The organism is Priestia koreensis, assembly GCF_022646885.1.
GTDB lineage: Bacteria > Bacillota > Bacilli > Bacillales > Bacillaceae_H > Bacillus_AG > Bacillus_AG koreensis_A.
Map to the genome: position 1 here is coordinate 2,695,781 of NZ_CP061868.1, position 25,633 is coordinate 2,721,413.

Below are 25,633 nucleotides of genomic sequence, written 5' to 3' on the forward strand. Positions count from 1 at the left end.
AAATTATCCGCTCCTTCCAGATAAGATGTCTTTTACAATTCGTTTTACTTGATCGCGCTGTCCAGACACAATGATCGTGTCCCCTACTTCAAGACGCGTCTCAGGTCCAGGCGTGTGGATTTTCTTTAAGTTTTTTTTAATGATCGCAACAATATTCACCTCATAGGACTGTCTGATATTCAGCTCTCCTATCGTGTGATTTGCAGCTTCGGCTCCTCTTTGCACTTTAAACCATTCAATCACTAAGTCATCAAACGCAAGCTCAATCGTCTCTAGCGCTTTTGGTGCATACGTCATTCCACCGATAATACCCGCAAGCTGCCTTGCCTCTTCATCTTCGAGTGACAGACTTGAGATTGCCTCATCAAACTGATCTTGTTCAAAGTGATACAAATCTCGTCGTCCATCATCGTGAATAATGACGACCACCTTTTCTTCATTTTTAGTAATAATTTCATACTTTTTCCCAATGCCGGGAAGCTCGATTTCTCGAATTTTCATCCTCGTTTCCTCCTTGAGTTTTAAAGTAATGTGACACTAATTAAGAAGTTCACAGGTTAACATCAATTTCTGTGCGAATATGTTCGGTTTTAGAAATCCCGATGTATTTGAGCGTTTCAGCACGGGTGGAGTGATTAAAAATCTTTTGTAACAGGGAAATCGCAACGCCCCGCTTATATGCATGATAGCCAAACGTTTTTCGCATGGAATTTGTTCCGATCTTTCCTGTAAATCCGATGGCTTCAGCTGCCTGATGGACAATGCGGTACGCCTGCTGGCGAGTAATGGGGTTATTGGTGCGAGCTGATTTGAATAGATAATCTTCTGCTGTTAACGCACGGTGCTGGATATAGTGAAGCACCGCCTGCTTGATTTTCTGATTGAGGTACACTTCTTTCGGCTGCTCGTGGTGTAGATACTCATAAAACGTTTTAACGTGCTCCCCGTCCTCCATTAGCTCTCCTACTCGAATGTCCAGCATTTCGGTAATTTTCATCCCCGTATTAATGCCAAAAACAAACAGCACGTAATCCCTCTCTGAGTGCTTTTTTAAATACCTCTTCATCGCGTTAATCTGTTTGATGTCTCGAAATGCTTCTACATATTCCATAAATAAGTCTCCTTAATTAATGTTACATAATCATACTATTACATAGTATTATGTAACGTTCAAATAAAACACTCGTAAAACAAGAATTTTCTGTCTATTTTGTGTCGAAGATTTGAACAACAAAAAGCCACATGATTTCGCATGTGGCGGTTAGATGGATCTAGCGTTTCATCGTATGTAGAGATTGTTCGATTTGCTGTTGATCCATTTGAAACGAAAGCTCGTGAAGCCATTTTTCTTTTTTAAAACCAATCTGAGAAAATGAAAAATTGATTACATAGAAGGTTCGTTTCCTTTAATGTGTAACCCAATCTCTTCTTCTGTACTATCTAAAGAAGCCGTTTTTCCCTCTCCTTGAAGAAGGAGCTCAAGATCGTGCTGAAAGGTAAGAAGCTCACTTTCCAAAAAGATGGGCGAACGATAGTGATAGGTAAAATCGTTTGATGTGACAGATAATAGATTTGACTGTAGATCACGCAGATAGCTTTCCTCATCGTTTGGTTACATAGAGCCATATGAGAAGATGGAAATGGTCTTCTCCCCGTTTGATAAAGTAGGCTCTAATACGCTTTCTCGTTCCTCCATCATGAACAACCTCCTCGTCGTGTTAAGTGTCAATTATTCCTTCATTGTGCCTTTAAATTTCTCAGGCTTTTTGACGTAGCCTTCAATAATAAAACCACATTCTGTGCAAAGTAAATACTCGACCTCAGAGCCTAAGCACATTTTGCCCTTTGGATACATAACTCCATAATCATAATGCTTTCCAATTCCAAGCTCCCGTTCTCCGCATTTTGGGCATTCCGTTAGTTGATGATTCATACACTTCCCATCCCTTCTTGGAAATGATAACCTTATATAAAGTTATCATAAATATTGGAAAATGGTAGATTGCGATTGTTCGATCATCGCACCGTTTTTCTTAGGAGTGAATAGATTGACGACAACATATGTAACATGGGGCGAATCTAGAGTGAAATTAACATGGCAACCATCGCGTGAGCTTCCTGACCGTTCGCTTATTACGAGCGTTCATGGTTTCTGCTTTCAAGACGGAAACCTCTTAATGGTGGAGTTAGACAGAGGATGGGACTTTCCAGGAGGACATATTGAGGGAGATGAAACCCCAGAACATTGCTTTGCCCGTGAAGCGCTAGAAGAAGCGTATGTAAAAGGAACATGTGAGCTACTTGGGTACATGGTGATTGATCATAATGAAAATCCTGCGTGGTCAGAAGGCAGCCCCTATCCAAAAGTCGGGTTTCAAGTATTTTACAAGATGGAGATTTTGGAGCTGCTGCCGTTTGAAGGAAAGTACGAATCAATCAAGCGTACGTTCATTTCTCCTAGCGAAGTCGACGCTTATTACGAAGACTGGCATGATCTTTATCAGGAAATATTAGATCAAGCTTTGGCGAAGTGAATACTAGTAATCCGATCTCGTTGGAAAGGAGTGAACACATATGTACTTATTTACGTCTGAAAAAATAGTTCCTTCTCGTTCATCTCCAAAATCCTTCATTTCGACGCCGCTTGGTGAGGTGCATATGGAACTTTATATAAACGAAAAACCGCTCTCATATTTTGCTATGACTGAAGCGAAATCATTTGATTTACATCACGGTGGGACTCTTTATTCATACGTAGCATCAGCATTTATCGCCGAGTTAGTCCTTTGTAAGCCCCCTTCCTCCCTTGCGCCTCCCATGAGGATAGACGGCATTTGTGGAGCCGTTTGGCGTGTAAAGTCGTTGGTTGATCAACTTTCGGTTAAATATTCGGCTACGCTACGCACACAAAAATCACTGGAAGTTGGCGCAAATAGTGGTGAAGGTCTAGATGCTCTGACATGGTATACAAACACGCACATGCTCACAATAGGAACTGAGGACGGACCAATGCTTACTCATCGTGGAAAGAAAAATGAACAAATGCCAAACTGTTTTTATACATATGACGAACTAGCTCAGCATGAAATTGTTCAGTATGTCAATGACGCTCTTGTGGTTCCGATCCCCTCCCTACCTAAGAATGAAATCTGTCAGGTTCATTTTGTCATCGCATGGAAAAAACATCATGGGCAACCTGAAGATGACGTATCTACCTGGTATGCGGTTGATATGGTTGGAAAGGATATTCTATCAGCCGAGGAGTTAGCGTAGCATTATTAATTCTAAAAAGGCTTATCAGTACGTTTACTAAACTTACGAATCCATACATTTGAGGTGTACAAGATGAAAAAAGTGACCTATTTTATCATTATGCTTTTGGGAGTATTACTCTTATCAGCGTGTTCAGAAGAGTTAAAATCCCTTGTTGACGAGGAAGATGCGGCTGCCATTGAGGTGGCCACGTCACAAAATACGGGCAAGGGATCGTTGAAGTTGTTAACCCCTACCATTACGACGGACGAAAATCAGCTCAAATTTGAAACAGATGGTATTGATGAAGACAAAATAACCTATATTTATGTAGCCAATCAAAGAGTATGGGCTCAAAAGATAAAAAATAAGCAATCGTATAAAATTAGCATTAAAGACATTAAGAACGCTCACCGAACAGACTATAAGCCGAAGGTTCAGCTGTTTCAATATAAGGATGATAATGAAGAAAACGATATGACAACGTTTAAGCAGGCTCGTTATGAAGTGAAGGAATCGAAATAATCGCTATTAAAAAAGGCTTGGAGAAATTATTCTCCAAGCCTTTTCATTCATTTACAGAAAAAATCCACTCATCCACTGTCATAACGTCTGCCTGACGAGGGAACACCTTTTCTGTAAGAACACGGTGCACTTCTGGGTCGCCGTCTATACAAGCGTCAGATAGTACTTTTAAGTAATAGTCCTTATCTGCCGCTTCTCGAAGCGTGGAAAGTACCACACCGCTTGTTGCAACACCCGTTAAAATAAGTTCGTTAATCCCACGGGCGCGAAGGACAACCTCAAGGTCACTTCCTGTAAACGCACTGACGCGACGTTTTGTCACAAGCGGCTCATTTTCACGTGGCGCAACAGATTCGTGAATTTGTGTTGCCCATTCAGCCTCTGTCATGCCACCTTGATTTTTGATAGCCGAGAACATTTTATTCGCTGAGCTAACCTCTGGAAAGCCGTCTCGGAATGCAACGCGAACGAATACGACAGGAATTCCTGCCTTACGTGCTGCTTCAACTGATTTTTGAAAAGGCGCTAGTGCTTCTGGTTTCTCCGCATAGCGCGATACAATTCCATTTTGAATATCCATCACAAGCAATGCTGGATTTGTTTTTGTCATACATAAATCCTCCTCTTTCAAGACCTCTATTACTAGTTTGTCCGATTTTCATACAGAATTCAAATATTTATCTCTGTGAATTATTTAGTGAATTAAAAATACAGATAAACTTTCACCAATATTTGTAACTACTATGATAAACTAACATTATTTACGTTGAACGGGAGGATGCAAAAGATGATGAAAAAAACGTTTCGAAATCAGCACCGCATGCTAGAGAGCTTCGGATATGAATTTCTTGTCACTTGCCCGAGCTGCAATCATTATTCAAAAGTGATTTCTTTAGGCGATCCCTCACCTTACGTCCCTCGAACTTCCATTCGTTTTGTGTGTACAAACTGCGGAATGAGTAAAGAGCTTAAGACCAAAAGCAATGGTTACAACCAGTCCATTATTTCTTACGGAAGTCAGTGGAAAGATGGTGTGGTCAATATTGGGGGACCTTATGATTGGTATTTTGGTTATTCGCTTTATTTGCAAACTCCTTGCTGTGGCCATACGCTGTGGGTTTACAACCGTGAGCACCTTACTTATTTAAAGCGATACGTGGAGGCTGAGCTTAGAGAAAGTCATCCATACTATCTGAGTGTAGAAAGTCGATTGCCTGTCTGGATCAAATCCAGTAAAAATCGCGAGTCCGTTTTAAAAGCAATTGAAAAGCTAGAAAATAAATTTGCGTAAGCTCTTGGTTTAGCGTTCATTAATCGTGATCCACTCGTCTAGAAACTTCAAAAAATAGAAATCTTTCTATCCACTAGAGAACATGGAGAAATGATGGACTTTGTTTTGTATTCTAGTAAGTTTCCCTCAAATTCCATATGACTATAAAAAGCTTCCCTTCTAATACAACGGGAAGCTTTTATGATTTATTAATCATTCATTCCTTTCATGATGTGGCCTTTAAAGCTTCGTAACTCATCCTTTGTAAATGCAGATGCTTCACACCTAAGCAACGCTTTTTGAATGGTTTCTATTTGTTGGACAGGGAATTCCGTGCATCCCCACTCACCTGCTTCTTGTTTGGAGGAAATGACCTGATCCTTTTTGTACCGATATACTCGTAGCATATTGAGAATGCTGTAAGTGGGATTTTCTTCAATACTCCCCAGACAATCCTCATAGTCTCCCATAATCGCAGAGTAATAGTGAGACGTTGGAATGAGCTGAAAAGCATCTGAGATAGACTTCCCGTCAACGCATCGACCGCGCTCCGTAAGAATAGTAAGATGGGCGGCCAAATCAGGATCGACCATCTCTTTTTGGCTCACAATGGTATGAGCCGTATTTTCTTGAAAACGACTTCGCCAATATTCACTGAAGTGAAAGTCAAATGGAGAAGGGTGCGTCCAATTTTCTACTTGCTTCGTCGTTAAGATGCTAAGCTCAATTGGAAAAGGCTGACCGGAAGCACCTTTCAAATAGTGTGCTAGTTTTTCTTTTTGCTCATTGCTTGCCGGCTTTTTTGTTAACACAATAATATCAATATCACTGTGCTTTAAATGAAATCCACCCATTGCCAGTGATCCATGTACATACAATCCCACAAAGTCTTTTTTCACTAGCTTTTTTATATAATCAGTCAAGTCTTGAACAACATCATGTGGATTTTTTTGTAGAAGCTGTTTCTCCATTTTTTTGTCTCTCCTCTTTACTTAAACGTCTTCACCATCCAGTCCGAAAACTTCTTCGGTTCCTCAAACTGTGGATAGTGTGCAGACTTTTTGAACGTAAGGAACTCTTTTTGCCTCGCATCGAGTGAATCAAAATAGTTCTTCGCTGCTTTCGCTGACGTCATGTAATCGTATTTTCCCATCACAAAATAAACGGGAAGATCAACCGCGGTTACTTTTTCTGTCAGGGGATTCTTCAGCGCTTCCTGAACAAGCGGAAATTGATAGAATCCAATTCCACGGAGATACCCAATTGCATCTAGAAGGTTATATTCAGTCGTTAATGCTAGTTGAAATAGGTTTTTTTCAGGATTGTCAATTTGGCGAGCTCCTCCCCCGTATTTCATCACCAAATCACGCGGTGTAAAAGCTTCGCCGTTTTCCACTTTGCTTTGTACCTTTTTAATCGCTGTAATATCTTCTTTATTCTCCGCTTTTGTGGCTTGCTTCAGCACGTAATCGAGGCTGTCCATCTCACTTTCGACCGTGTTACTCATTTGGCCAATTCCTACATACGCCTCGTATTTTTCAGGTGCTTTTGCAGCTGCTTGAGTGGCAACATATGTACCGTACGAATGACCAACTAAAATGACTTTTTTGTTGGTTATGTTCTTCTTCAAATAGTCCGTAATTGCTATTAAATCATCCGCTAGCAGATCACTTGATATGTTCGGGTGATCCTCATTAAAATGATACGATTTCCCTGTACCACGCTGGTCATAGTTCACAACGGTAAAGTTTTTTTCGAGCAGGTGCTGATATTTTTTCGCATATGGAATCTCTGAGTTTCCAGGTCCTCCGTGTACAAAGAGAAGAACTGGATTTCTTTTGTCCTGTCCCCGTATCATGATCTCTTGATTTGTCCCGTTTATTTTTACCTGCTGCATTGTACTAATGCTATGATCTCCTGCAATGGATGACGTCCACGTTGGAAAAAAGAGCGCGATGAGAAGAATGGATACAATGGCCGTTACTGTAACGAGTACTACTTTTCCTGTTTTTTTCATGGTAACTCCTTTGACATATCAATCTTTTTAACTAATTATACCATAATTTGTATAATGTTCTTTTTAAGATTTAATAAATAAAATTTAAAAAAACTTGAATAAAATTAAAATAAAGATTAATATTATTAAAAAAGGAGGATAATTATGGATAAAAATGAAGTCCCTTCCTGGATATTGGCGTTAAATAAAGAGAACGTTGAATTTATCCGCCGGTTCATTTTACATTCAGGATCGTTAAAAGAGATGGCAAAAGAATACAGTGTTTCCTACCCTACTGTCCGAGCAAAGCTTGATCAGTTAATTAAAAAGGTCGAGTTATCAAGTACAGAAGAAGGTGTTGAATTTGTAACGATGATTAAGAATTTGGTGATTGATGAGCGGATTAGTCTAGATGTTGCAAAGCTGCTGATTGATCAATACAAAAAAGAAAGGGAGGATCGTTAATGGATTTCATTCTTGATTTTTTACCCGCTGTTATTATTCTAGGCGTTCAGTATTTCTTATCAACACGAAGACAATCGTTCTGGGCTGCCATTCTTCCAGTTCTTTATGTTGGATTTTTAATTTATGGGAAGGCTACGAATCTATTTACGATAAAGCCCGGTGAGAAAGGTTTGTTATTTATCGGAATACTTGGGACAGTCATCTTGCTTGGAATGTGGGCAGACGGAAGAGAAAGAGTCACGAAAAAGCGTCAAAAGGAAATGGATAGATTGGAAGCGCAAAATCTATGAAAAGCTTAGATCAATATATGAACACTCACTTTCCCGGTCTCGAATTAGTGCCTCCGCTTTTTTACAACGGCGATATTGGTATTCAATTTGAACTAGGGGTAAATGATGAATCATCAAACTGCGGAGAAGGGAGTACTTATCTGAAGGAAGTAGATCACCGCGCTATTACTCTATTTGAAACGCTTCATCCGCAGGAAGAAAATTTAGTATTGGTTGTGAATATCTATGATTATCAAGCTTTTAAAAGAAATCTTAGACTTTTTGCATCTTTTATCAAAAGTCGTCAAATTTTATATCAGTTAAAGCATACCCAAATTCGTGACGTTTTTGCAGAGAAAGATGAGGAGACAGAGCATACATAATTAAGATGAGAAAATAGGTGTTAAAGAACCATTTGATAAAAAAGCATTGAAAGTTCATTCAATGCTTTTTGTAATGATTTCATGCCAAGTTTCAATCGATCTCTAAACCTTTTTCCGCCCTCCCCCCATCTTCTATACTAAAAATCTGTTAACCTTTTTTCTCCTCACTCGTTATAGAACCGACACGACGCGATTTCACATCATAGAGAAAGGATGAACACATTGAAAGTATGGAATTCGTATTTATTTTATGTAAAGCTGACGTGCCGGACGTGGGTCATGCCACTCCTGCTAGTAGGAAACATTGGGCTTATTTTATATCCGCTTTATTTATACAGTCATTATGTAGATAATGCAGATCTTGGCGGAATCAATCCAGCGTCACCGTTAGTCGGAAGCTATGGCATTTTTTCGCTTATCCTTACCTACTTATTTTTTGGGGTTTATGTAACAAAGCTTGATGAAACAGCTTCTATTGCGGAAACCTTTGGCGTAGTTGAGAACAGCATTGCTTGTAAAACCCTAGCCAAATCATTCGTCGCTCTGAGTGCCATTATCCTCTCACTTCTTGTACTTTATTTGTCCTATTTGGTTTTGTACGTGACAAGTGACTTTCATAGCCTGCGCTTCTTTCTACACGTAGGGATTTACATGCTTTTATATTGGGGCCTGACGCCGTTTGTCATGTTTTTAATAGGAAGCGTGCTTGCGCTCGTTATTCGAAACAAGCTCATTTATCCACTCATTCTTATGATGTTTGTCCTCTTAAGTCCGATGAACGCGGCTATATTCCCATATGATCCGACAAAGATTTATAGCATCCGGCTTGATCGAGTATTAAATCTTGGCGAGCCGAACATGACGAGAAGCTACAACAGTTTTTACGGCTTTGCACTAGAGCCCATTCGCTGGACGAAAAGCTTGTTTTGCATGGCACTATTATGTTTGTTCACAATCTTCATCCTAAAAAAACGGCATACATGGTTTTCAAATGGATTCAAACGCATTTCGTTTTGTTTTCTCCTCATTGCTTGTATAACGTTTACGTACATCATTTCTCCTCATCAAACGTTTAATGATGATGATCTTGTTATTCGAAGCTATTACGATACGCACCGTGCGAATGCAGCTGAGATGAATTCACCTATCGCCTTTTCTCATTATGATATCCATCTACAGCCAAAGGGTCAGTTAAATGCTTTCGTAAAAATCAAAGCGGAGAATATGAGTAACCAAATCGTGCAGTCAATGAAAGTGGCACTCTATCATGAGCTTCATATACAGCAAATTAAGCTAGACGGAAAAGCCGTTTCATTTGAGCAAAAGCAGGACTTCGTTAACATTCATTTTTCTTCTAGAGGCTGGGCTCCTCATACGGAAAAAACGCTTGAGTTTACATACGCTGGACTACACTCAAATTTGTATTTTGCTAACACCCGTGCGATTTATTTACCAAACTACTTATCTTGGTTGCCTAGTGAAGAGCTAACCCCTGCATTCCAGCTTGTATCAAAGCAGAGGCAAATTCATCGTCTGCCGCGTCTTGCTCACGCTCAAAAAAGCTATGATCTGTATGTGAACAGCGGGAAGGAAATTTACTCCAACCTTCCATTAAAAAGTGAGCAACATTGGAGCGGAACGACTGATGAAGGAGTATCGATTATCTCCGGACAGCTCACGTCAAAGAAGCTGAGCGATTTCACCCTCGTTTATCCGAACGATTGGGAATCAGAATTTGCCGATACGACGGTACTTCATCGCTATGTAAAAGCAGTTACGGCTATTTTGCAGAACCACCTTCATGATCAAGTTCACCTTCCCAAAAGTCTCTATTTTTTGCCGAACGAAAACATTGGTGACGGATTTTCTGGTGAAGGTACGTGGTGGAACAAAACTGATCTTATATTCGGATTTCGCTATTACGACCGAAACGGAATGAATTATTTTACAAAGGAGAACATGTCAAATTTCACCTATCGTCTAGTTCTTGCCCGTACAAAAGCAAGTAATGAAGGTTCATATGACTACGAATTTAACGTGCTGTTTGCGAGTGCGTATGCCCAGGCTATTAACGCACAGCTTCACTTATCAAACGAAGAAGCAAAGGACAATTTGGACTTTCTCCTCTCTTCTGTCGTTGGAGATGACGGAGAGAAATTAGCTGTGAAGCGTCTCCTTCTTCAGTGGATGAAGCAGCCCGAGGCTTATGATACTCGTTCTCCCCTGCATCAATCCTGGTACAAACTAACGAAGGATGATACGCCGAATAAATGGACGAAGCTAAAAGACATTTTGAAAGAGAAAGAAGGAACGAACGATGAACATCATTGAGATAAACGGTATTCAAAAAACATACAAACGAAAAAAAGCGCTTCGCAACGTCACCTGTACCATTCAAGGAACGTTTGGGCTTTTAGGACCGAACGGAGCAGGCAAAACGACGCTAATGAGAATCTTAGCCACATTGATTAATCCTGATCATGGTGATATTCGTTTCAATGACGAGGTCTCTTGGGAAAATCCCAGCAGAATTCGTCAAATGATTGGCTATCTTCCGCAGCACTTTTCCTTATATAAGCAGGCGACCGTCATAGAGTGCCTGTTTCACCTCGCCGTGCTAAAAGGAATTCCGAAAAAGCAGGCCCGAGCGGAGATTGAAAAATTACTGCATGACGTAAATCTAGTCGGGCAAGAAAAAACGAAAATGAAGCATCTGTCAGGCGGTATGCTTCGCCGCGTCGGCATTGCACAAGCCTTGCTTGGGGACCCTCCTATTCTCATTGTCGATGAGCCAACCGTGGGGCTAGATATTGATGAGCGCGTGCGTTTTCGGCAGCTTTTACGACAAGTAGGAAAAAACCGAATTGTGCTTATTTCCACTCATATCGTGGAGGATGTTGAAGCGACGTGTGATCATATTGGGGTTTTAAAGGATGGGGTCATGCTGTTTACAGGAAGCAAGGACGAACTGAAGGACGTTGTAAAAGGAAAAGTGACAGAGAAAATTGCTTCCCACGAAGAAGTAGATGCAATGAGGGATCGGATCATCTCTATCACAGAACAAGGTGAGCATTATCTCGTTCGTTACCTCGATAATCAAGGACTACATACGACCACGCCAACCATTCAAGACGCCTACTTATTTCTTACACGAAACGGTGCGAACGCATGAATATCGTCAAGAGACTTCACCTCCCTTTTGATAGTCGGTTAATGGGGATTTCCTTTTATCTTCCTTTTCTCCTTATGGCTTTAACGGTTATGTATACATATGTAAGTTCAGGTCCAGACCATATCACGAACGTAGCTCATCTGCTGGAATTTCTCGTATGTCCATGTGCCTCCTTGTGGTCTGTGTATCTATTTATAAGTTATTACGAGGACGAAGCAGCGGAGCTTTTATTTACCTATCCCCTTCCGCTGATGGCACACGGCTTATTAAGAGTCGGCGCCTTTTTCATTTTGTATGCAACAGCGCTAGGAATTTCGATAGGACTGCTGTCTGTGACGTTAAAGGAGGTCTCCCTTTTTCAATTACTGCTTTTAATAATCCCACAGGCGCTTGTGTACAGTGCGCTCGGCTTTGTACTTATGATCGGATCACGTCACCCTGCTTTCCCCCTGTCCATTATTGGGGCATATGTGGCCATTAAATTTTTCACAAAAGGAAGCATGATTTTTCCCCTTTATAACATTATGTCGTTCTCAGTTGATTTGCAGGCTACCCCCCTTTTAAAGACGCTAGCGATCAAAAATACGCTGATCGCAGGAGTGCTGTTTGTCATTGGTCAATACATTCTCAGGAAGCGAAAACTCTCATAGACTGGATGAATTTCTACTTTAAAGAAAAAATTGTTAACCTTTTTCTTCGTGAAACGTTTTAGAGGCGGGAGGTTGAACATGAAAGATGCTTTATTAGGCGAAAAGTTACATGAAAAGCTGCAGTTTGTCTTCGCATATTTAGTGAAGATGGGCGCGAAAAAGGAAGACGCAGAAGACATTATTCAAGATACGGCCTACAAATTTTTACGCTACATGGATTCGATTGGACCAAGTCAAATTCAAAGCTGGCTATTTCGCGTGGCCATTAACGGCTATTATGACTTAACACGTAAGCGAACGCGTCGAAAAGATATTTTGCTGGCGTTTGATTTTAACGAGCTACTAGACGAGGATACGCCGGAGCAAGCGGTTTTATATAAGGAGTTGCAGCAGGATATTCATATGTTATTAGGTCAGTTGAAAACGCAATACCGGGAATTGCTTCTTTTGAAATATAGTACCGGGTTAAAAATCACAGAAATTGCCCAGCTCTATGGGATGAAGGAAGGATCGATTAAAACGATTCTTCACCGCGCACGAAAACAATTTATTGATGTGTACAGGAGGTCTAACGATGAGCGATGAAAATGAATTTTTACCAAGAGACTACGAGTTTGAAGGATTAGTAAAAAAAGCGCGCCGAAAAACGCTGCTTAAAATGATTATAATCTCCGTGATTAGCAGTGTAGTCGTACTCGGCGGATTATACATTCTCGGAAGCTATGTCCTGCAACAAACGATTGAAAAAGAAACAAATGCTGAGATGGGCTGGAGCTCTCTGCAAGGGGCCAATGTTGAAAGTATGGGAACACAGTTCAACTATACTCCGTTTTCAGCGACAGGAACGACGGAATTTGTGAAGAACGTTGAGGGAGTATTAATTCCGTGGGGGGAGCGTCATGACGTTTACACGATGTTTGGTACATCAAAGCGTGAAAGCTTGTCTATGAGCGGTCCATCTAAAATGGGCAGTATTGATGATGATCGACTTCCTTTCTACTATGAAGGGCAGCGCGTGATGGAATTTTATCATCCTGACGTTCAATACGTAAAGGTTTATGATGATCGATCCACGCTAAGTAAAATGAACGAGACGACCGTTGCGGAAATGGCATTCTCTTTTGATCAAGCTTATTCCATTCAAGAGGTTCAAAAGTTATTTCCAGACCATGTCGCGTGGTATTGGGTCGATACATTTACGAAGAAAGATGTAAAAGAAATGAGTAACCAAGCAATGGATAAAAACATGGAAGAGACCGCTATTATTAATGGGTTCGATGTATACGGCTTCCCAAACAGTCCTCGTCCGGATACTGATCCGTCCCTTCCGTTCATTTCTACATTAAACATGTTGAAGAAGGACGGGAAATACGAAAGAGAAGCTTCGAACCTTTATAATGATTTAACAAATAACAAGAAAAGAAAGCTAACCCCTGACTCTCTAAAAATCATTGGCGTTGTGGTAACAGGAAAGCCAAGTGAGCTTAAAGCATACATGAAAAGTTCAGCCGTTCGGGGGGCAATACTAGGCGCAACAGCGAATAAGTATGAGTAAACTGCGATGAATGAATCGTTTTTATAATTGTAATTAGGGTTGGTTTTTTCTCCAAACCAATCACCTCACAAAAAAGCGCGTCGTTTCGCAAACGACGCGCTTTTTTAGATCACAAATGTGGGCTTATGCTGTTTTAATTTTGCCGGTGCTGTTGGGACAGGTTTGTTCGTATGAACATCAAGCACGGTAGACGCTTCGTTAAACCAGCAGTCCGGTGCTTCGGCTCCCCAAAACGTTTGTCTGCGCTTATCGTTTAAATCCCAGCGAATCGGCTTGAAATCAGGATCACTCGTTAAGTAGTCCCCGTTATACAGCTCAATCCGGTGGCCGTCTGGATCTCTCACATACAAGAAAAACGCATTTGATAACCCATGTCGTGCAGGACCACGTTCAATGCTGCTTGAATAACCGAGGGCTGCTAAAACATCACAGCCATGAATAAGACTCATCGGATCACTTAGCCAAAAGCCAATATGATGAAGACGAGGGCCGATTCCGTTCATGAATGCAACGTCATGAACGCTAGGCTTGCGGTGAAGCCATGATGCCCATACTTTTTCTTCTTCTGACGCCGTATATTCGGAACACGAAAAACCAAGTTCCTTCATGTAGAAATCATGTGTTTTCTCGACATCTGACACCATATTATTAAAGTGATCGATGCGCTGGACTTTTGCGCCTTGATACAAATCATAGCGCTGCAGCATCCGCTCTACCGTCTCCATTTTCGCAAAGTACTCAAGTGGGAGTCCTGCCACGTCCTGAACACGAAAAGCGCGTCCTACCGCATGCTGACTTCCCTCTTCAAGCCACTTCACCTTGTAGCCATTTTGCTCGTAAAAAGCAGCCAATGAGTCTAAATCTTCGTTCGAACGCACTTTGTAGCTCATTACTTCAACAACTGGCGCTTCTGCTTTTTTCAGGACGAGGCTATGATGGACGTGCTCTTCAAGTCCACGTAAATAGAGCGCCCCGTCCTTCTCCTCCGTTTCAATAAATCCAAGACCGCGAATATAAAAATCACGTGATTTCTCTAAATCTGTGACGTGAAGAATCGCTCTTGCCGATCGGATAATATCAAATGTCATGTTCTTACCCCCCTTTTTACACGTTCAGAAAGCTAGCTTTTGCATCCGTTCCTTTGCTAAGAAACTGTGAGACGCGTTCTTTTAGCTCTTCTTTTGCACCGTAGTTATCAAAGTACGTCATGCCCATCCGAACCGGATCACCGAAGAAATAGTACTCGTAGTGCATTTGCCTGCTTCCGAATGCGCTCATCGTCAAATCCCATGCCAAGCGAAATAGCTGAACGCGCTCGTATCCCTCAAGATTTTTTCCTTGAAGCCCCCGGTTAATAATCGAGCCAATTTCTTCGTTATGAAAATCAGCGTGTGTTGGAATGCCCATAAGACCTGAGGCACCAAGAACGCGGAGAATTTCCACAAGACGCGGATAAATACGTGGAAACCAGTTGCGCGCAGCGTCTAGCGCTTCGTAATCAGGCGTCATCGTTCCCCATTTATCAAGCTTTGCATTGTGCTCGGCACGATAAAGATGTGACTTCATCGCTTCAATCGTAAGCATAATTTCCGTTCCTTTGTCTTTTACATGCTGAAATTGGTCGATCCCAATCGCATCCATAACGGATAGCGCAACGCCGAGGACAAATTCTGTCTTAATGACGTTTTTGGCTACAACCTGATGCGCCATATGAACGACCGCATTTGTTTCACGGAACGTTCGGTTACAGATAGACGAATTTCCACAAACAAAGACGCGCTCCCACGGAACAAAGACGTGATCAAATGACACGATCGCATCTCCTTCTTCAAAGCGTGAAGAAAGCGGATGATCATACGCGTTTTTTCCATAGTCGAATGACTCACGGCTAATAAACTTAAGTCCTGGCGTGTTATTTGGAATCGCAAAAGCCAATGAGTACGGATCGTCAAGCTCTCCTGCTTTTTTTACGGTAGACGGGAACACGAGAATTTCATCCGTAATCCCACCTTGTGTAGCAAGGAGACGAATCCCATCAACGATAATTCCTGCTTCATTCTTCTCCACTAAATGAAGCGCAACGTTGGCGTCTTTTTGCTCGTACTGTGCTTTTGCGCGATTGACCTGTGGATGAATGAGCGTGTGAGTTAAGCTAATATCATTTTCACGCGCATATTCGTAGTACTTCCGAGCATTTTCGGCAAACATCGGATCAGCCTCTGCAAACAGCTCATTTGATACGCCCATCGCCATTACTTCTGCATTTAAGTAATCAGGCGATCGCCCCATCATTCCCCCAGATGTTAACGCCCATTCCTGAATCGCTTCACGTCGTTTAATTAGATCTTCAACGGTCGTCGGCTGAAGAAACGTCATCCCAACTGGGTTTCCGGTCGTTGGTGACGTATACAGCATCTTTTTGGGCTGATCGAACTGAAGGTCATACAGGTGTGCCATTGAATGAATGACTCCTTTTAGTGCGGGGTGTTCCGTTACGTCTTTGACACGATCACCGTGAATGTACACATTATTGTTCGCTTTTTTTAACCGCTCGATATAGTCCTTCCCTGTCTTTGCTCCCATGATTTTGTCCCCCCTCTATTTCTTTTTACCGAACTGCGGAATGTGATGATCCCCTAGCGCAACGTGGATGACCTTCGGCTCTGTATAAAATTCAAACATCGCGTAATGGCCCCCTTCGCGTCCAATTCCACTTGCTTTTGTGCCTCCAAACGGAATGCGCAGGTCACGCGTATTTTGTGAATTAATCCAAATCATGCCCGCCTCAACCGCCTGTGCGACGCGATGACCTCGTTTAATATCATTTGTCCACACATAGCCAGCAAGACCATACTTAACATCGTTTGCAGCGGCAATTACCTCTTCTTCGGATTGGAATTCAATCACCGCCATAACAGGACCGAAAATTTCCTCCTGACACACGCTCATATCATTTGTTGCGTTTAAAAGGAGCGTTGCGGGGACAAAATTTCCTGCCTTTAGCTCTTCAGGAATTGTCCCTTGAATGACGTCACAGCCTTCTTCTTTTGCAAGCTGAATGTAGTGATTGACCTTGTTATAATGTTCTGTTTCAATCAGCGGTCCAAGCTGTGTGCCTGGGTCCATCGGGTCACCCATTTTAATATTAAACACGCGTTCTTTCAGCGCTTCTACAAATGAGTCTTTAATTGATTTGTGTAAAAAGACGCGGGAATTAGCCGTACAGCGCTCGCCGTTAAAAGAAAAAATTCCCCATACCGCTGCATCAAGCGCTCGCTCTAAATCGGCATCGTCAAAGACGATAAGCGGTGACTTCCCGCCAAGCTCCATGGAGGTTTTCTTTAACGTGTCGGCCGCGTTTCGAATGATTGTGCTTCCCGTCACGGTTTCGCCCGTAAAGGAAATCGCTTTTACGTCGGGATGCTCGACAAGCGCCGCCCCTGCTGTTTCACCAAAGCCATGAACAACATTAAAAACACCTTTCGGAACGCCTGCTTTATGGATCACTTCTGCTAGCTTGTTTGCCGTAAGTGGTGAAAGCTCCGCTGGTTTTAGTACAACCGTGTTACCAGTTGCAAGCGCTGGTGCAACCTTCCATGTTTCAAGCATAAACGGCGCGTTCCACGGGGTAATGAGACCGACTACGCCAAGCGGCTTGTAGATGGTGTAATTCATAAATTCGTCGTCCTGCTGATACGCTTCACCGTACAGCTTTGCTTCTACCATTTTGGCGTAAAATCGGAAATTCGTTGCGGCACGCGAAACCATTTTTCTCGTTTGACTAATCGGTAGCCCTGTATCAATCGCTTCTAAAATTGCAATCTCTTCAACTTCTTCATCAATCACATCGGCAATTTTATTTATATACGTCATTCGCTCAGCTAGCTTTAGCTTGCTCCACGTGTTCTCAAAGGCATGTTTCGCTGCTTCGACCGCTTCTTTAATATCTTCTTTTCGGCCTTCGGCAACCTCATTTAACACTTCGTTTGTAAACGGACTTTTATTTTGAAAGGTACCATTTCCCTTTGCATGAAGAAATTCTCCGTTAATATATAGCTGAACATCATGAACAATTTTTTTTGCTTCTGTTGAACTTTGATCCGTCGTTTTATGAGCCATATTTTCACCTCATTTTAGTTCGTTGAGATATGATCTGGTAACGTGACGTACTTCGATAGCACGTGACGAATTTCGTCTTGAAGAGCCTGTGTCGGCAAATCCATTGGGAGACGTAGGACCGGTTTAATGCTTCCCATCATGCCCATTGCGGCTTTTAGCGGAGCGGGATTCGTGTCTTTAAAGAGCACATCATTAAGCTCCATTAAATCAAAATGCAGGTCTTGCGCGCGTTTAACATCGCCTTCATTCCAGGCGTCATAAATTTCTGCGACCTTATCAGGTAAAATATTGGCCGTTGCGCTAATGTGCCCTGCTCCACCGATTGCGAGCATCGGATAACAAAGCAGTTCAATGCCTGAATACAGTAAAAAGTCACGGCCACAGTGAAGCAACACGCGATTCACGTGTTCAAAATCTTTATTGGATTCTTTTACGCCGATAATATTTGGACAGTCTTGGCTAAGCTTTGCGAGCGTTTCTGGCTGAAGGTTTGTCGCGGTTCTTCCTGGGATGTTATAAACGATGATGGGGATGGAAACAGAATCAGCAACGGCCTTAAAATGCTTATATAAAGCGTGCTGTGAAGGTTTGTTGTAGTAAGGAACGATGACAAGGGCTGCATCAGCACCCATTTCTTCTGCTTTTTTTGTTAAGTACAGCGTTTCCTCATGATTCGTTGAGCCTGTACCTGGAACAAATGGTACTCGTCCATTAATGGCTTTTGAGGCAGCTTGCATCACTTGGATACGCTCTTCAACCGTTAGAGAGCTTGGTTCACCTGTCGTGCCCGTTACTGAAATAGCGTGTGTCCCTTTTTCAATATGCCAGTTAATGAGTTTTTCAAAGGACGGAAAATCAATGGAATAGTCGTCGTTAAATGGGGTAATGACGGGGGCAATTGACCCTCTTAGTTTTTTCTTTGCTTCTACGTATCTAGACATCTATTTATCACTCCTTATGGATCTTGGAATCTTAAAAATAAATGAAAACCCTTTCATAAAATACCTTAACATGTGGTATGTTATATGAGAAATATTGATAAAGTTGGTTTTCCATACGAAAAAAATATGCATGTTTGATTCACTCCGCCACTGAGCCCTAACGGAGGGGCTGTTAGGGCTCAGTGGCGGAGCATAAGCGTCTGCCCTCCTCCCTTGCGGGTTAACGTCATCCGCTCATGTTAGACCTTTGTGGGTTGGTTCGGTGGGGGCTGGTGTGGCGGTTGGTTTGGTAAATTTTATTGTGTGTGGTGATGGTGCCTCGTTTATGTTTGGTTCTGCCGGTATTACTAGTATGAGCTATCACCCTGCGTTGCGGGTGGGTTTGTGTCCTTTTTGGCTTGGCGGAAAGGTTATTTTGGTTCTGCCGGTATTACTAGTATGGGCTATCACCCTGCGTTGCGGGTGGGTTTGTGTCCCTTTTTGGCATTAGAAAAGCTTTTATTTAGGAGGCTTGTGGAATGGATATTAAGCAGCTTCGTTATTTTTGTACGATTGTGGAGGAGAAGCAGATTACGCGGGCTGCGAAAAAGCTTCATATGGCGCAGCCGCCTTTGAGTCAGCAGTTGAAGCAGCTCGAAGCAGAGCTTGATGTGACGCTTTTTGAGCGAAACGGTCGTCATATGGAAGTGACAGAGTGTGGACTTGTGTTGTATACAAAGGCAAAAAAGATTTTAGCTGATTTGGATGAGACGGTTGTGGAGGTAAAGAGTACGGATGAAGGGTTAAAGGGCGTTGTTGCCGTTGGGGCGAGCAAGTCTTGTTTTTCGTATTTGCCAACGCGTATTAAAGCGTTTCGTGAAACGTATCCGCTTGTAACGTTTCAGCTCCGTGAGGGTGATACGTTTCATATTAGCGAGTTGTTAAAGACGCGTGCGATTGATCTTGCGGTAACGAGGCTGCCTCTTGAAAGCAGCGACCATGAGTTTTCTATGATTCCTCTTCCAAAGGAGTCCTATGTGTTTGTGATTCCAAAATCGTGGTGGCAGTTGGTTTCACAGAAGACGTCTGTTCAGATGAAGGAGATACAAGATTTTCCGCTTTTGTTGCTTCATCGTATTAATGGCAAGGGACAGTTTGAGATGATTGTGAATGAGTGCAAGCGTCACGGGTTTAAGCCGAATGTGATTTTGGAATGCCCAGATGCGTCCATGATTTTATCGCTCGTCGAGTCAGAAGTTGGGGCAACAATCGTTCCAAAGTCGACGCTTTCCGCTATTCCCCAGCTAAATACGGTCGCGCTCTCGATTGAGGATGCCGAAATTGTCTCAGAGTCAGCCGTTATTTGGCTAAAGGATCGCTATTTGTCAAAGAGCGCTCAGCACTTTTTAGAATTGTTTCAACAGGACGTTGTAAAATAATTGTTTGAAAGTTTACGAGTCTTCATATATGCTGTTAACGAAAACCCTTTCAATATCTCACCTCTTTTTTATAGAGCGTTTAGGAGTGAAGTTGATGAAGAATATACGAATTAAACTTGCTGGTTCACCCACTCTAAAAGAAGCTTCTATTCACCAAGATTTCCATTCCATTACCCTTTCAACACAGACCATTCAGCTCGAAAATCTCATCTGCGATCCGCCCGTTCATGGAACGGTATACGGCGCGCTTTTAAATTATAAAGGAGAGCTTGAAGCATTAGGTGATCAGGTACATAATGCGCCGTATCAAAAGCCGCCTGTGGCACCGGTTTTATACATTAAGCCTGTGAATACCTTATCTGGTATGCATCACCCTATTCCACTACCTGCTGATACCACTCATCTTTCTGTGGGAGCGGCTTTGGCTGTCGTTTTTAAGGAGACCGCATCAAACGTTACCGAGCAAAAAGCGCTAGATTACGTGTTAGGTTATACGATCGCCAATGATGTGAGTATTCCGCACGATACGTATTTCCGTCCGGCGATTAAGCAGAAAGCACGGGATGGATTTTGTCCCATGGGTCCTTACATTATGCTAAAAGAGCATGTCAAAGACCCAGATCATCTTGCAGTTCGAGTTTTCGTAAACGGCGAATTAAAGCAGGAAAACACAACGGCAAATCTCATTCGCTCTGTTTCCAAGCTTATTTCTGACGTCTCATCATTTATGACCTTTTACAAAGGCGATGTTTTACTGATCGGGGTTCCAGAGAATAAACCGATTGTTCAAAACGGTGATGTTGTGCGCATTGAACTAGACGGCATTGGGTATTTAGAAAACGTCGTTCAGCTCGAGGAGGTGAAAGGATGAAAAAAGCGCGCGTTGCTTGTAATGGAACGATTCATAACGCTGTTGGAGTAGAAGCAGGATTGCAGCTTCCAAGCGGCCAAATCGTCAAAGAAAATGACGTGATTTTCCTTCCTCCTGTTCAACCTAAAACCGTGTTTGCGCTCGGATTAAACTACGCGGATCATGCGAAGGAGCTGTCCTTTAATGCGCCGACCGAGCCTCTTGTGTTTTTAAAAGGACCGAACACATTTGTTGGGCACAGATCGAAAACGGTTCGTCCGCTTGATGCGACGAATATGCACTATGAATGTGAGCTTGCGGTCGTCATCGGTCGATCAGGAAAACATATTAAAAAAGAAGAGGCCTATGATTATGTTGCGGGCTATACCGTTGCAAATGACTATGCTGTTCGAGATTACCTTGAAAATTATTATCGCCCGAACCTAAAGGTAAAAAACCGTGATACGTGTACTCCCATTGGTCCGTGGCTTGTTGATGCATCAGACGTAGGAGATCCGATGAATTTAAGCTTGCGTACGTTTGTAAATGGAAACGTGACGCAGGAAGGCAACACCCGAGACATGATTTTTGATATCCCAACGCTCATCGAATATTTAAGCAGCTTCATGACCCTAAACGAGCACGATATCATTTTAACAGGCACTCCTGAAGGTCTAGTGGACACGAAGGTTGGAGATGAAGTAACGGTTGAAATTGAAGGAATTGGTCGATTAACAAATTGGATCGTCAGTGAGTAGGAGGAATAGCCATGCCTCATTTTATTTTGGAATATACCGATAACATTAAGCAGGAAGCGCGCATATCACTACTTTTAGAAAAGGTGAATGATCTACTAATTTCAAAGTCTCCCCTTTTCCCTGTCGGTGGCATTCGCTCGCGGGCAATTGAACTTCACGACTATCGCGTTGCTGATGGAAAGGAAGACGATGCGTTCGTTCATGCAACGTTAAAAATTGGCGCTGGGCGTTCAGAAGCTGATAAAAAAAACGTATGTGAGGAGCTGTTTGCCGTCATAAAGGAGCATTTTGCTGAAACGTACGAACGACGCTATCTAGCCCTCTCATTAGAGCTGATTGAATTCAGTGAAGCAGGCACGTACAAGCATAATAATATTCATGGGCGATTTCGGAAATAGTGGTATAACAAAAAAATAGCTGACGAAGAGCTCCATTAGCTATCAAATGATCAGTGAACTGATTTTTATATCGATAAAAAACGAACGTCACTCCCCTATGAAGAGTGACGTTCGCTGTTTGTGATTAGTTTGCAAATGGAATCCATGACATATAGAAATTCACTTTTTTCTTCGTACCTGTATTCACCGTGTAAAATCGATACGAGTAGCCATTCGGAATTTTTGGTGACGTAAAATGAGTTGTTCCATTTTTTGTAGCCGTTACTGTTTTGACCGTTTTCCAGCTGTATTTGCTGTTTTTACGAGTTTGAATGTAAACTTTATAAGAGCCGCTCACAGAACTATTTGACTTAATATACCCGTTTGTTAAGCTAAATGTTTTGACTCTAGAATCATACTTATCTCCATAAGCTTTAGATGTTACATAGTTCGTGAAATATCCACTTCGAGTTAATTGAACTTCAAAACCTGCTGCTTCTGCTTTACTTGGAGTTGCAAGACCAGTAGCAGAAACACCACCGACTAATAGAGCTACGCTCATTGCTGTTGATAATAACATTTTCTTCATGATGAGAACCTCGCTTATGTAATTGGTATGATGAACTTTCAATTTATAGCCATCTACTAGTATATCAGTGCTCACCACAAATGGAATGAGCCATAAATAGCAAATTAACTAGTTCTATAGTAAGGTCTTTTACATATGCGTTACTTCAACCACTCAACAATCCAAACAATCGCATACATTGGAACAGCGACGATGAGCCCCCCTGCTATTAAATAGCTAAGCGACCGAATAATAAAGAAAAACCAATCACGAATTGCCCCTGCCAAATCATCAATAAATTGTAGCATTGCAAAACCTCCCTTTTCAATAGCTAAGCAATGGTGTATTTAAATATGAGCTCACCGTTTGGATCACGTTCGTTGATAAACGTAAAACCGATCTTGGTGTACAAGTGATAGGCTTGTCTATTTTCTTCAATAATGCTTAAGTAAACGACGTTAACCCCGTACTCTTTTGACACATGGTCAATGAGTTGCTTCATGGCTGTCTTCCCGTACCCTTTGCCCTGGTATTTTTCATCAATCATAATGCGATCAATCCACGTGTCACAAGAATCACCAAAGGAACCGTACATAGCAAATCCGATGATGATATCATCGTTATAAATAGCGACCGGCTGCCACTCAGAGTATGTACTGGCTTCTTGTAGACACTGATCCACCGTTTCGATAAAGTGCTCTTGTTCACGCTTAATTTTTATGTTTCGAACAAGAAGTTCGTTTGTGTCATCGATTGATCTAAAATGAATGTTTGCCATTTTTGTTGACCTCCACTACCTATAAAAGGAATTCACTTCCATCACTATTTTCAACCAACTTACCATATAATCCATTATTTGTTAATAGGGATTTATTCGTGTACAGGTCTGTACTATTTTTCTAAACATCTGTTCCTGTTGTGGTAAAATTAGTAAAAAACAGTGAATAGGGTCATTGGAGGAAATACATATGGTCGTAACGATTAAAACGTATCAAGAAAGAAACGAAGATCAGTTGATGGAATTGCTACAGGCATGCTTTGAGGAAAAAAGTGTACGTAGTCTGATGAATCGTGCGCATGATGTGTACGCAGCTATGGTCGGTACAGAGCTCGCCGGAATTGTATTCTCATGGTCAAATAGCTTTCACCCATTTTGCACATACATACGAATTTTATGTCACCCCTGTTATCGACATTTACAGGTAGAGGAGAAATTAGTAGAGAAGGCTCTAGACAATCGAAAAGACTCACTTCCCCTTCAGACGTCGATTTGGGAAACGTCTGTTAGCTTGAAAGAGCTGTATACGAAAAAAGGATTCAAAGAAATTAGACGAACGTACATGACGACGTTAAAGGTCGCTCATGTAGTAGAACATCCTTTTGATCGTTCTGAAAATGCTGAACTAAAAACCCTTGCTGATATAGAAGCAAATAAGCATTTAACAGATGAATTAGCGGGTCTTGTGAAGCGCCATTACGAAGAGACACACCTTGACAATCCGGTTGCTCACTTTTCAGTAAGTGAATGGAAAGACATGATTTTTGCTGACGATGTGATGAAAAACGGAAGTTATGTTCTGGTCGATCAAAGCGAACGTCATATCGCGGCGTATTCGTTTCTCCATGAAGGCTCGCAGGAAAACTTTGTGGAATTAGGGTGGTTTGGTGCGTCAGACGACGAGGCGCTCATTCTCCCAATCATACAGCAACAAATTTTAGATTCGCTCAACAATGGAATAGAATTAATTACGGGAGAGTTTGATACGACAAGCACCTATGCAATGAACGTATTAAAGCATTTCCCATTTGCGCCAAGTCCGACTTGGATCACCTATCGGTTAACATAGAGACTATCACAAAAAGGTGCTTTTAAAGCACCTTTTGCACCTAATATACGGTTAAGTTTTCGTGACAACCTTCCTTCATTTTTTCAAGTTCGAGTAGCCACGCTTTTCGTTGCAGTCCTCCCGCATACCCACCAAGTTCACCGTTTGAAGTAATGACTCTATGACAAGGAATGAGAATAGCAATTTGATTCGTTCCGTTTGCGCGTGCTACGGCACGGTAGGCTTTTGGATTGCCTGCTTGAATGGCTAATTCCTTGTAGCTAATCGTTTTGCCAGGGGGAATTTCACGTAGCAGTCGCCAAACGTTTTTCTGAAAGCTTAATCCAATTTTATCAGTGAGCGGAATGTCAAAAGAAGAGCGCTCGCCTTCAAAATATTCCCCAAGCTGCTGTTCAAGCTCCTCAAGAAGTTCATTTGTACCTGGAACGATTGCGACAGACAATTTGACACGCATTCGTTCAATTTCTTTTTCAAGGCCTCTTCGATCCACAAATTCCAATAAATAAAGCTCATGCTCATCTGCAATCGCAATCATTGAGCCTAACGCTGTTTCCATCCATTTGGCTGTTAACAGCGTAATGTTTTTGTTTTTTTTCGGGACATCGCCCATAATTCGCGTAAAAGCATCGCGAAATCCGTTGCTTGATTCGAATCCACTGTCCATTTGCGTATAGATGAGCGGCTTACCGTTTCGGATGTGCTGAAAGGCTGTACCGAGACGTCTCGCTCTTGCATACTCAATAAACGTCATACCAAATTGCTTTTTAAATTGGCGTCTCGCTGTATTGGCGCTAATAGCTAGATCATCAAAGTCCTTGTCACTCCATTTTCGCTGTGGATTTTCTTCAATGGCCTCTACTAGTTTTTTCACTTCAGGTGATAAGGTGCTCGGCGTATTCAGCGGCTGACATCTCTTACAAGGTCTATATGAGGCAAGCGCTGCCTCCTTCGCTGTTCGGAAAAATTCGCAGTTTTCTTTTTTCGGCTTTTTCGCGGGACATGTTGGTCGGCAAAAGATGCCGGTTGTCTTCACCCCGACAAAAAATGTACCTTCGTAGCTTGAATTACGCTCAATAAGCATTTGATAAAACGTATCCACTTCTTTTTGGTCACGAATCATACGGTGGTCCTCCTACGCTCTTTTCTAATCTTCTATTATCGCCATCATACCAAACTCATCACAGTAAAAAACCAAAAAAATTAACACCAATTTTTCTT

At 42.0% G+C, this 25,633-nt stretch carries 32 protein-coding genes; 17 read left to right on the plus strand and 15 right to left on the minus strand.

Annotation, left to right across the window (positions count from 1 at the left end; all coding sequences use genetic code 11):
• Nucleotides 1–3: 3 nt before the first annotated feature.
• From IE339_RS14060 to IE339_RS14070, 4 genes are all read right to left on the minus strand, one after another.
• Nucleotides 4–501: a cation:proton antiporter regulatory subunit gene (locus IE339_RS14060; RefSeq protein ID WP_242168446.1), complete on the minus strand. Its 498-nt coding sequence runs from the start codon at nucleotides 499–501 to the stop codon at nucleotides 4–6.
• Between the two features lie 49 nt (nucleotides 502–550).
• Entirely contained in the window at nucleotides 551–1,111 is a 561-nt protein-coding gene (locus tag IE339_RS14065) for a tyrosine-type recombinase/integrase (RefSeq protein ID WP_242168448.1), read from the minus strand.
• 273 nt (nucleotides 1,112–1,384) lie between these two features.
• Nucleotides 1,385–1,591 carry a WapI family immunity protein gene (locus tag IE339_RS24815; protein WP_431522790.1) on the minus strand — a complete coding sequence of 69 codons (207 nt, stop codon included), beginning with the start codon at nucleotides 1,589–1,591 and terminating at the stop codon, nucleotides 1,385–1,387.
• Nucleotides 1,592–1,729: 138 nt separating this feature from the next.
• Nucleotides 1,730–1,933 carry a transcription initiation factor TFIIIB gene (locus IE339_RS14070; RefSeq protein WP_242168450.1) on the minus strand — a complete coding sequence of 68 codons (204 nt, stop codon included), beginning with the start codon at nucleotides 1,931–1,933 and terminating at the stop codon, nucleotides 1,730–1,732.
• 115 nt (nucleotides 1,934–2,048) lie between these two features.
• Here IE339_RS14070 and IE339_RS14075 point away from each other — a divergent pair, with 115 nt between their 5' ends.
• The 3 genes from IE339_RS14075 (at nucleotide 2,049) to IE339_RS14085 (ending at nucleotide 3,777) form a co-directional block, all read left to right on the plus strand.
• Nucleotides 2,049–2,534: an NUDIX hydrolase gene (locus tag IE339_RS14075; RefSeq protein ID WP_242168451.1), complete on the plus strand. Its 486-nt coding sequence runs from the start codon at nucleotides 2,049–2,051 to the stop codon at nucleotides 2,532–2,534.
• A gap of 40 nt (nucleotides 2,535–2,574) precedes the next feature.
• The gene (locus tag IE339_RS14080) at nucleotides 2,575–3,273 is read left to right on the plus strand and encodes a hypothetical protein (protein WP_242168453.1); all 699 of its coding nucleotides are present in this window, start codon (nucleotides 2,575–2,577) and stop codon (nucleotides 3,271–3,273) included.
• Nucleotides 3,274–3,345: 72 nt separating this feature from the next.
• On the plus strand, nucleotides 3,346–3,777 hold the full coding sequence (locus IE339_RS14085; protein ID WP_242168454.1) for a hypothetical protein: 432 nt from the start codon (nucleotides 3,346–3,348) through the stop codon (nucleotides 3,775–3,777).
• A gap of 43 nt (nucleotides 3,778–3,820) precedes the next feature.
• On the opposite strand, the gene IE339_RS14090 is transcribed toward IE339_RS14085, so the two are convergent.
• Nucleotides 3,821–4,387 carry a cysteine hydrolase family protein gene (locus IE339_RS14090; protein WP_242168456.1) on the minus strand — a complete coding sequence of 189 codons (567 nt, stop codon included), beginning with the start codon at nucleotides 4,385–4,387 and terminating at the stop codon, nucleotides 3,821–3,823.
• Nucleotides 4,388–4,564: 177 nt separating this feature from the next.
• Between IE339_RS14090 and IE339_RS14095 the strand changes: the two genes are divergently transcribed.
• Complete coding sequence (locus IE339_RS14095) at nucleotides 4,565–5,068, plus strand: hypothetical protein (protein ID WP_242168458.1); 504 nt, start codon at nucleotides 4,565–4,567, stop codon at nucleotides 5,066–5,068.
• A gap of 188 nt (nucleotides 5,069–5,256) precedes the next feature.
• On the opposite strand, the gene IE339_RS14100 is transcribed toward IE339_RS14095, so the two are convergent.
• Nucleotides 5,257–6,018 (minus strand): nucleotidyltransferase domain-containing protein, encoded by a 762-nt coding sequence (locus IE339_RS14100; RefSeq protein WP_242168461.1) that lies wholly within the window; start codon nucleotides 6,016–6,018, stop codon nucleotides 5,257–5,259.
• A gap of 17 nt (nucleotides 6,019–6,035) precedes the next feature.
• Nucleotides 6,036–7,064, minus strand: coding sequence for an alpha/beta fold hydrolase (locus tag IE339_RS14105; protein ID WP_242168463.1), 1,029 nt, complete (start codon nucleotides 7,062–7,064; stop codon nucleotides 6,036–6,038).
• Nucleotides 7,065–7,208: 144 nt separating this feature from the next.
• Here IE339_RS14105 and IE339_RS14110 point away from each other — a divergent pair, with 144 nt between their 5' ends.
• From IE339_RS14110 to IE339_RS14145, 8 genes are all read left to right on the plus strand, one after another.
• Nucleotides 7,209–7,508 carry a DUF2089 family protein gene (locus tag IE339_RS14110; RefSeq protein WP_242168465.1) on the plus strand — a complete coding sequence of 100 codons (300 nt, stop codon included), beginning with the start codon at nucleotides 7,209–7,211 and terminating at the stop codon, nucleotides 7,506–7,508.
• Nucleotides 7,508–7,798 (plus strand): hypothetical protein, encoded by a 291-nt coding sequence (locus IE339_RS14115; protein ID WP_242168467.1) that lies wholly within the window; start codon nucleotides 7,508–7,510, stop codon nucleotides 7,796–7,798. The genes IE339_RS14110 and IE339_RS14115 overlap by 1 nt, the downstream gene beginning before the upstream one ends.
• On the plus strand, nucleotides 7,795–8,160 hold the full coding sequence (locus IE339_RS14120; RefSeq protein WP_242168468.1) for a DUF3885 domain-containing protein: 366 nt from the start codon (nucleotides 7,795–7,797) through the stop codon (nucleotides 8,158–8,160). The genes IE339_RS14115 and IE339_RS14120 overlap by 4 nt, the downstream gene beginning before the upstream one ends.
• Nucleotides 8,161–8,382: 222 nt before the next feature.
• A complete protein-coding gene (locus IE339_RS14125) occupies nucleotides 8,383–10,491 on the plus strand; it encodes a hypothetical protein (RefSeq protein ID WP_242168470.1) in 2,109 nt (702 codons plus the stop codon).
• Nucleotides 10,478–11,332 carry an ABC transporter ATP-binding protein gene (locus IE339_RS14130; protein WP_242168472.1) on the plus strand — a complete coding sequence of 285 codons (855 nt, stop codon included), beginning with the start codon at nucleotides 10,478–10,480 and terminating at the stop codon, nucleotides 11,330–11,332. The genes IE339_RS14125 and IE339_RS14130 overlap by 14 nt, the downstream gene beginning before the upstream one ends.
• The gene (locus IE339_RS14135; protein WP_242168474.1) at nucleotides 11,329–11,982 is read left to right on the plus strand and encodes a hypothetical protein; all 654 of its coding nucleotides are present in this window, start codon (nucleotides 11,329–11,331) and stop codon (nucleotides 11,980–11,982) included. The genes IE339_RS14130 and IE339_RS14135 overlap by 4 nt, the downstream gene beginning before the upstream one ends.
• Before the next feature lie 78 nt (nucleotides 11,983–12,060).
• Entirely contained in the window at nucleotides 12,061–12,567 is a 507-nt protein-coding gene (locus tag IE339_RS14140; protein WP_242168476.1) for an RNA polymerase sigma factor, read from the plus strand.
• Nucleotides 12,557–13,537 carry an anti sigma factor C-terminal domain-containing protein gene (locus IE339_RS14145; RefSeq protein WP_242168478.1) on the plus strand — a complete coding sequence of 327 codons (981 nt, stop codon included), beginning with the start codon at nucleotides 12,557–12,559 and terminating at the stop codon, nucleotides 13,535–13,537. Before IE339_RS14140 ends, IE339_RS14145 begins: the two co-directional genes overlap by 11 nt.
• Before the next feature lie 104 nt (nucleotides 13,538–13,641).
• On the opposite strand, the gene hpaD is transcribed toward IE339_RS14145, so the two are convergent.
• The 4 genes from hpaD to hpaI are packed head-to-tail and all read right to left on the minus strand — an operon-like array spanning nucleotide 13,642 to nucleotide 18,597.
• Nucleotides 13,642–14,625 (minus strand): 3,4-dihydroxyphenylacetate 2,3-dioxygenase, encoded by a 984-nt coding sequence (gene hpaD, locus IE339_RS14150; protein WP_242168480.1) that lies wholly within the window; start codon nucleotides 14,623–14,625, stop codon nucleotides 13,642–13,644.
• A 16-nt stretch (nucleotides 14,626–14,641) separates the two neighbouring features.
• The gene (gene hpaB / locus IE339_RS14155) at nucleotides 14,642–16,120 is read right to left on the minus strand and encodes a 4-hydroxyphenylacetate 3-monooxygenase, oxygenase component (RefSeq protein ID WP_242168483.1); all 1,479 of its coding nucleotides are present in this window, start codon (nucleotides 16,118–16,120) and stop codon (nucleotides 14,642–14,644) included.
• Nucleotides 16,121–16,135: 15 nt separating this feature from the next.
• A complete protein-coding gene (gene hpaE / locus IE339_RS14160; protein WP_242168485.1) occupies nucleotides 16,136–17,656 on the minus strand; it encodes a 5-carboxymethyl-2-hydroxymuconate semialdehyde dehydrogenase in 1,521 nt (506 codons plus the stop codon).
• Nucleotides 17,657–17,670: 14 nt separating this feature from the next.
• Nucleotides 17,671–18,597: a 2,4-dihydroxyhept-2-ene-1,7-dioic acid aldolase gene (gene hpaI, locus IE339_RS14165; RefSeq protein WP_242168487.1), complete on the minus strand. Its 927-nt coding sequence runs from the start codon at nucleotides 18,595–18,597 to the stop codon at nucleotides 17,671–17,673.
• A gap of 518 nt (nucleotides 18,598–19,115) precedes the next feature.
• Between hpaI and IE339_RS14170 the strand changes: the two genes are divergently transcribed.
• The 4 genes from IE339_RS14170 to IE339_RS14185 all read left to right on the plus strand — a co-directional run bounded on the left by IE339_RS14170 (nucleotide 19,116) and on the right by IE339_RS14185 (nucleotide 22,021).
• On the plus strand, nucleotides 19,116–20,015 hold the full coding sequence (locus IE339_RS14170; RefSeq protein WP_242168488.1) for a LysR family transcriptional regulator: 900 nt from the start codon (nucleotides 19,116–19,118) through the stop codon (nucleotides 20,013–20,015).
• A 94-nt stretch (nucleotides 20,016–20,109) separates the two neighbouring features.
• Nucleotides 20,110–20,886 carry a fumarylacetoacetate hydrolase family protein gene (locus IE339_RS14175; RefSeq protein ID WP_242168490.1) on the plus strand — a complete coding sequence of 259 codons (777 nt, stop codon included), beginning with the start codon at nucleotides 20,110–20,112 and terminating at the stop codon, nucleotides 20,884–20,886.
• Nucleotides 20,883–21,623, plus strand: a complete 741-nt coding sequence (locus IE339_RS14180) for a fumarylacetoacetate hydrolase family protein (RefSeq protein WP_242168492.1) — start codon at nucleotides 20,883–20,885, stop codon at nucleotides 21,621–21,623. Before IE339_RS14175 ends, IE339_RS14180 begins: the two co-directional genes overlap by 4 nt.
• An 11-nt stretch (nucleotides 21,624–21,634) precedes the next feature.
• Entirely contained in the window at nucleotides 21,635–22,021 is a 387-nt protein-coding gene (locus IE339_RS14185; protein WP_242168494.1) for a 5-carboxymethyl-2-hydroxymuconate Delta-isomerase, read from the plus strand.
• A gap of 124 nt (nucleotides 22,022–22,145) precedes the next feature.
• Here the strand turns inward: IE339_RS14185 and IE339_RS14190 are convergent, their stop codons facing one another.
• From IE339_RS14190 to IE339_RS14200, 3 genes are all read right to left on the minus strand, one after another.
• On the minus strand, nucleotides 22,146–22,589 hold the full coding sequence (locus IE339_RS14190) for a hypothetical protein (protein WP_053401148.1): 444 nt from the start codon (nucleotides 22,587–22,589) through the stop codon (nucleotides 22,146–22,148).
• A 140-nt stretch (nucleotides 22,590–22,729) separates the two neighbouring features.
• Nucleotides 22,730–22,876: a hypothetical protein gene (locus IE339_RS14195; protein WP_242168495.1), complete on the minus strand. Its 147-nt coding sequence runs from the start codon at nucleotides 22,874–22,876 to the stop codon at nucleotides 22,730–22,732.
• Between the two features lie 23 nt (nucleotides 22,877–22,899).
• Nucleotides 22,900–23,346, minus strand: a complete 447-nt coding sequence (locus IE339_RS14200; protein ID WP_242168497.1) for a GNAT family N-acetyltransferase — start codon at nucleotides 23,344–23,346, stop codon at nucleotides 22,900–22,902.
• A 190-nt stretch (nucleotides 23,347–23,536) separates the two neighbouring features.
• Here IE339_RS14200 and IE339_RS14205 point away from each other — a divergent pair, with 190 nt between their 5' ends.
• On the plus strand, nucleotides 23,537–24,415 hold the full coding sequence (locus tag IE339_RS14205; protein ID WP_242168499.1) for a GNAT family N-acetyltransferase: 879 nt from the start codon (nucleotides 23,537–23,539) through the stop codon (nucleotides 24,413–24,415).
• Between the two features lie 40 nt (nucleotides 24,416–24,455).
• Here the strand turns inward: IE339_RS14205 and IE339_RS14210 are convergent, their stop codons facing one another.
• Nucleotides 24,456–25,535, minus strand: a complete 1,080-nt coding sequence (locus IE339_RS14210) for a bifunctional transcriptional activator/DNA repair enzyme AdaA (RefSeq protein WP_242168501.1) — start codon at nucleotides 25,533–25,535, stop codon at nucleotides 24,456–24,458.
• Nucleotides 25,536–25,633: the final 98 nt, after the last annotated feature.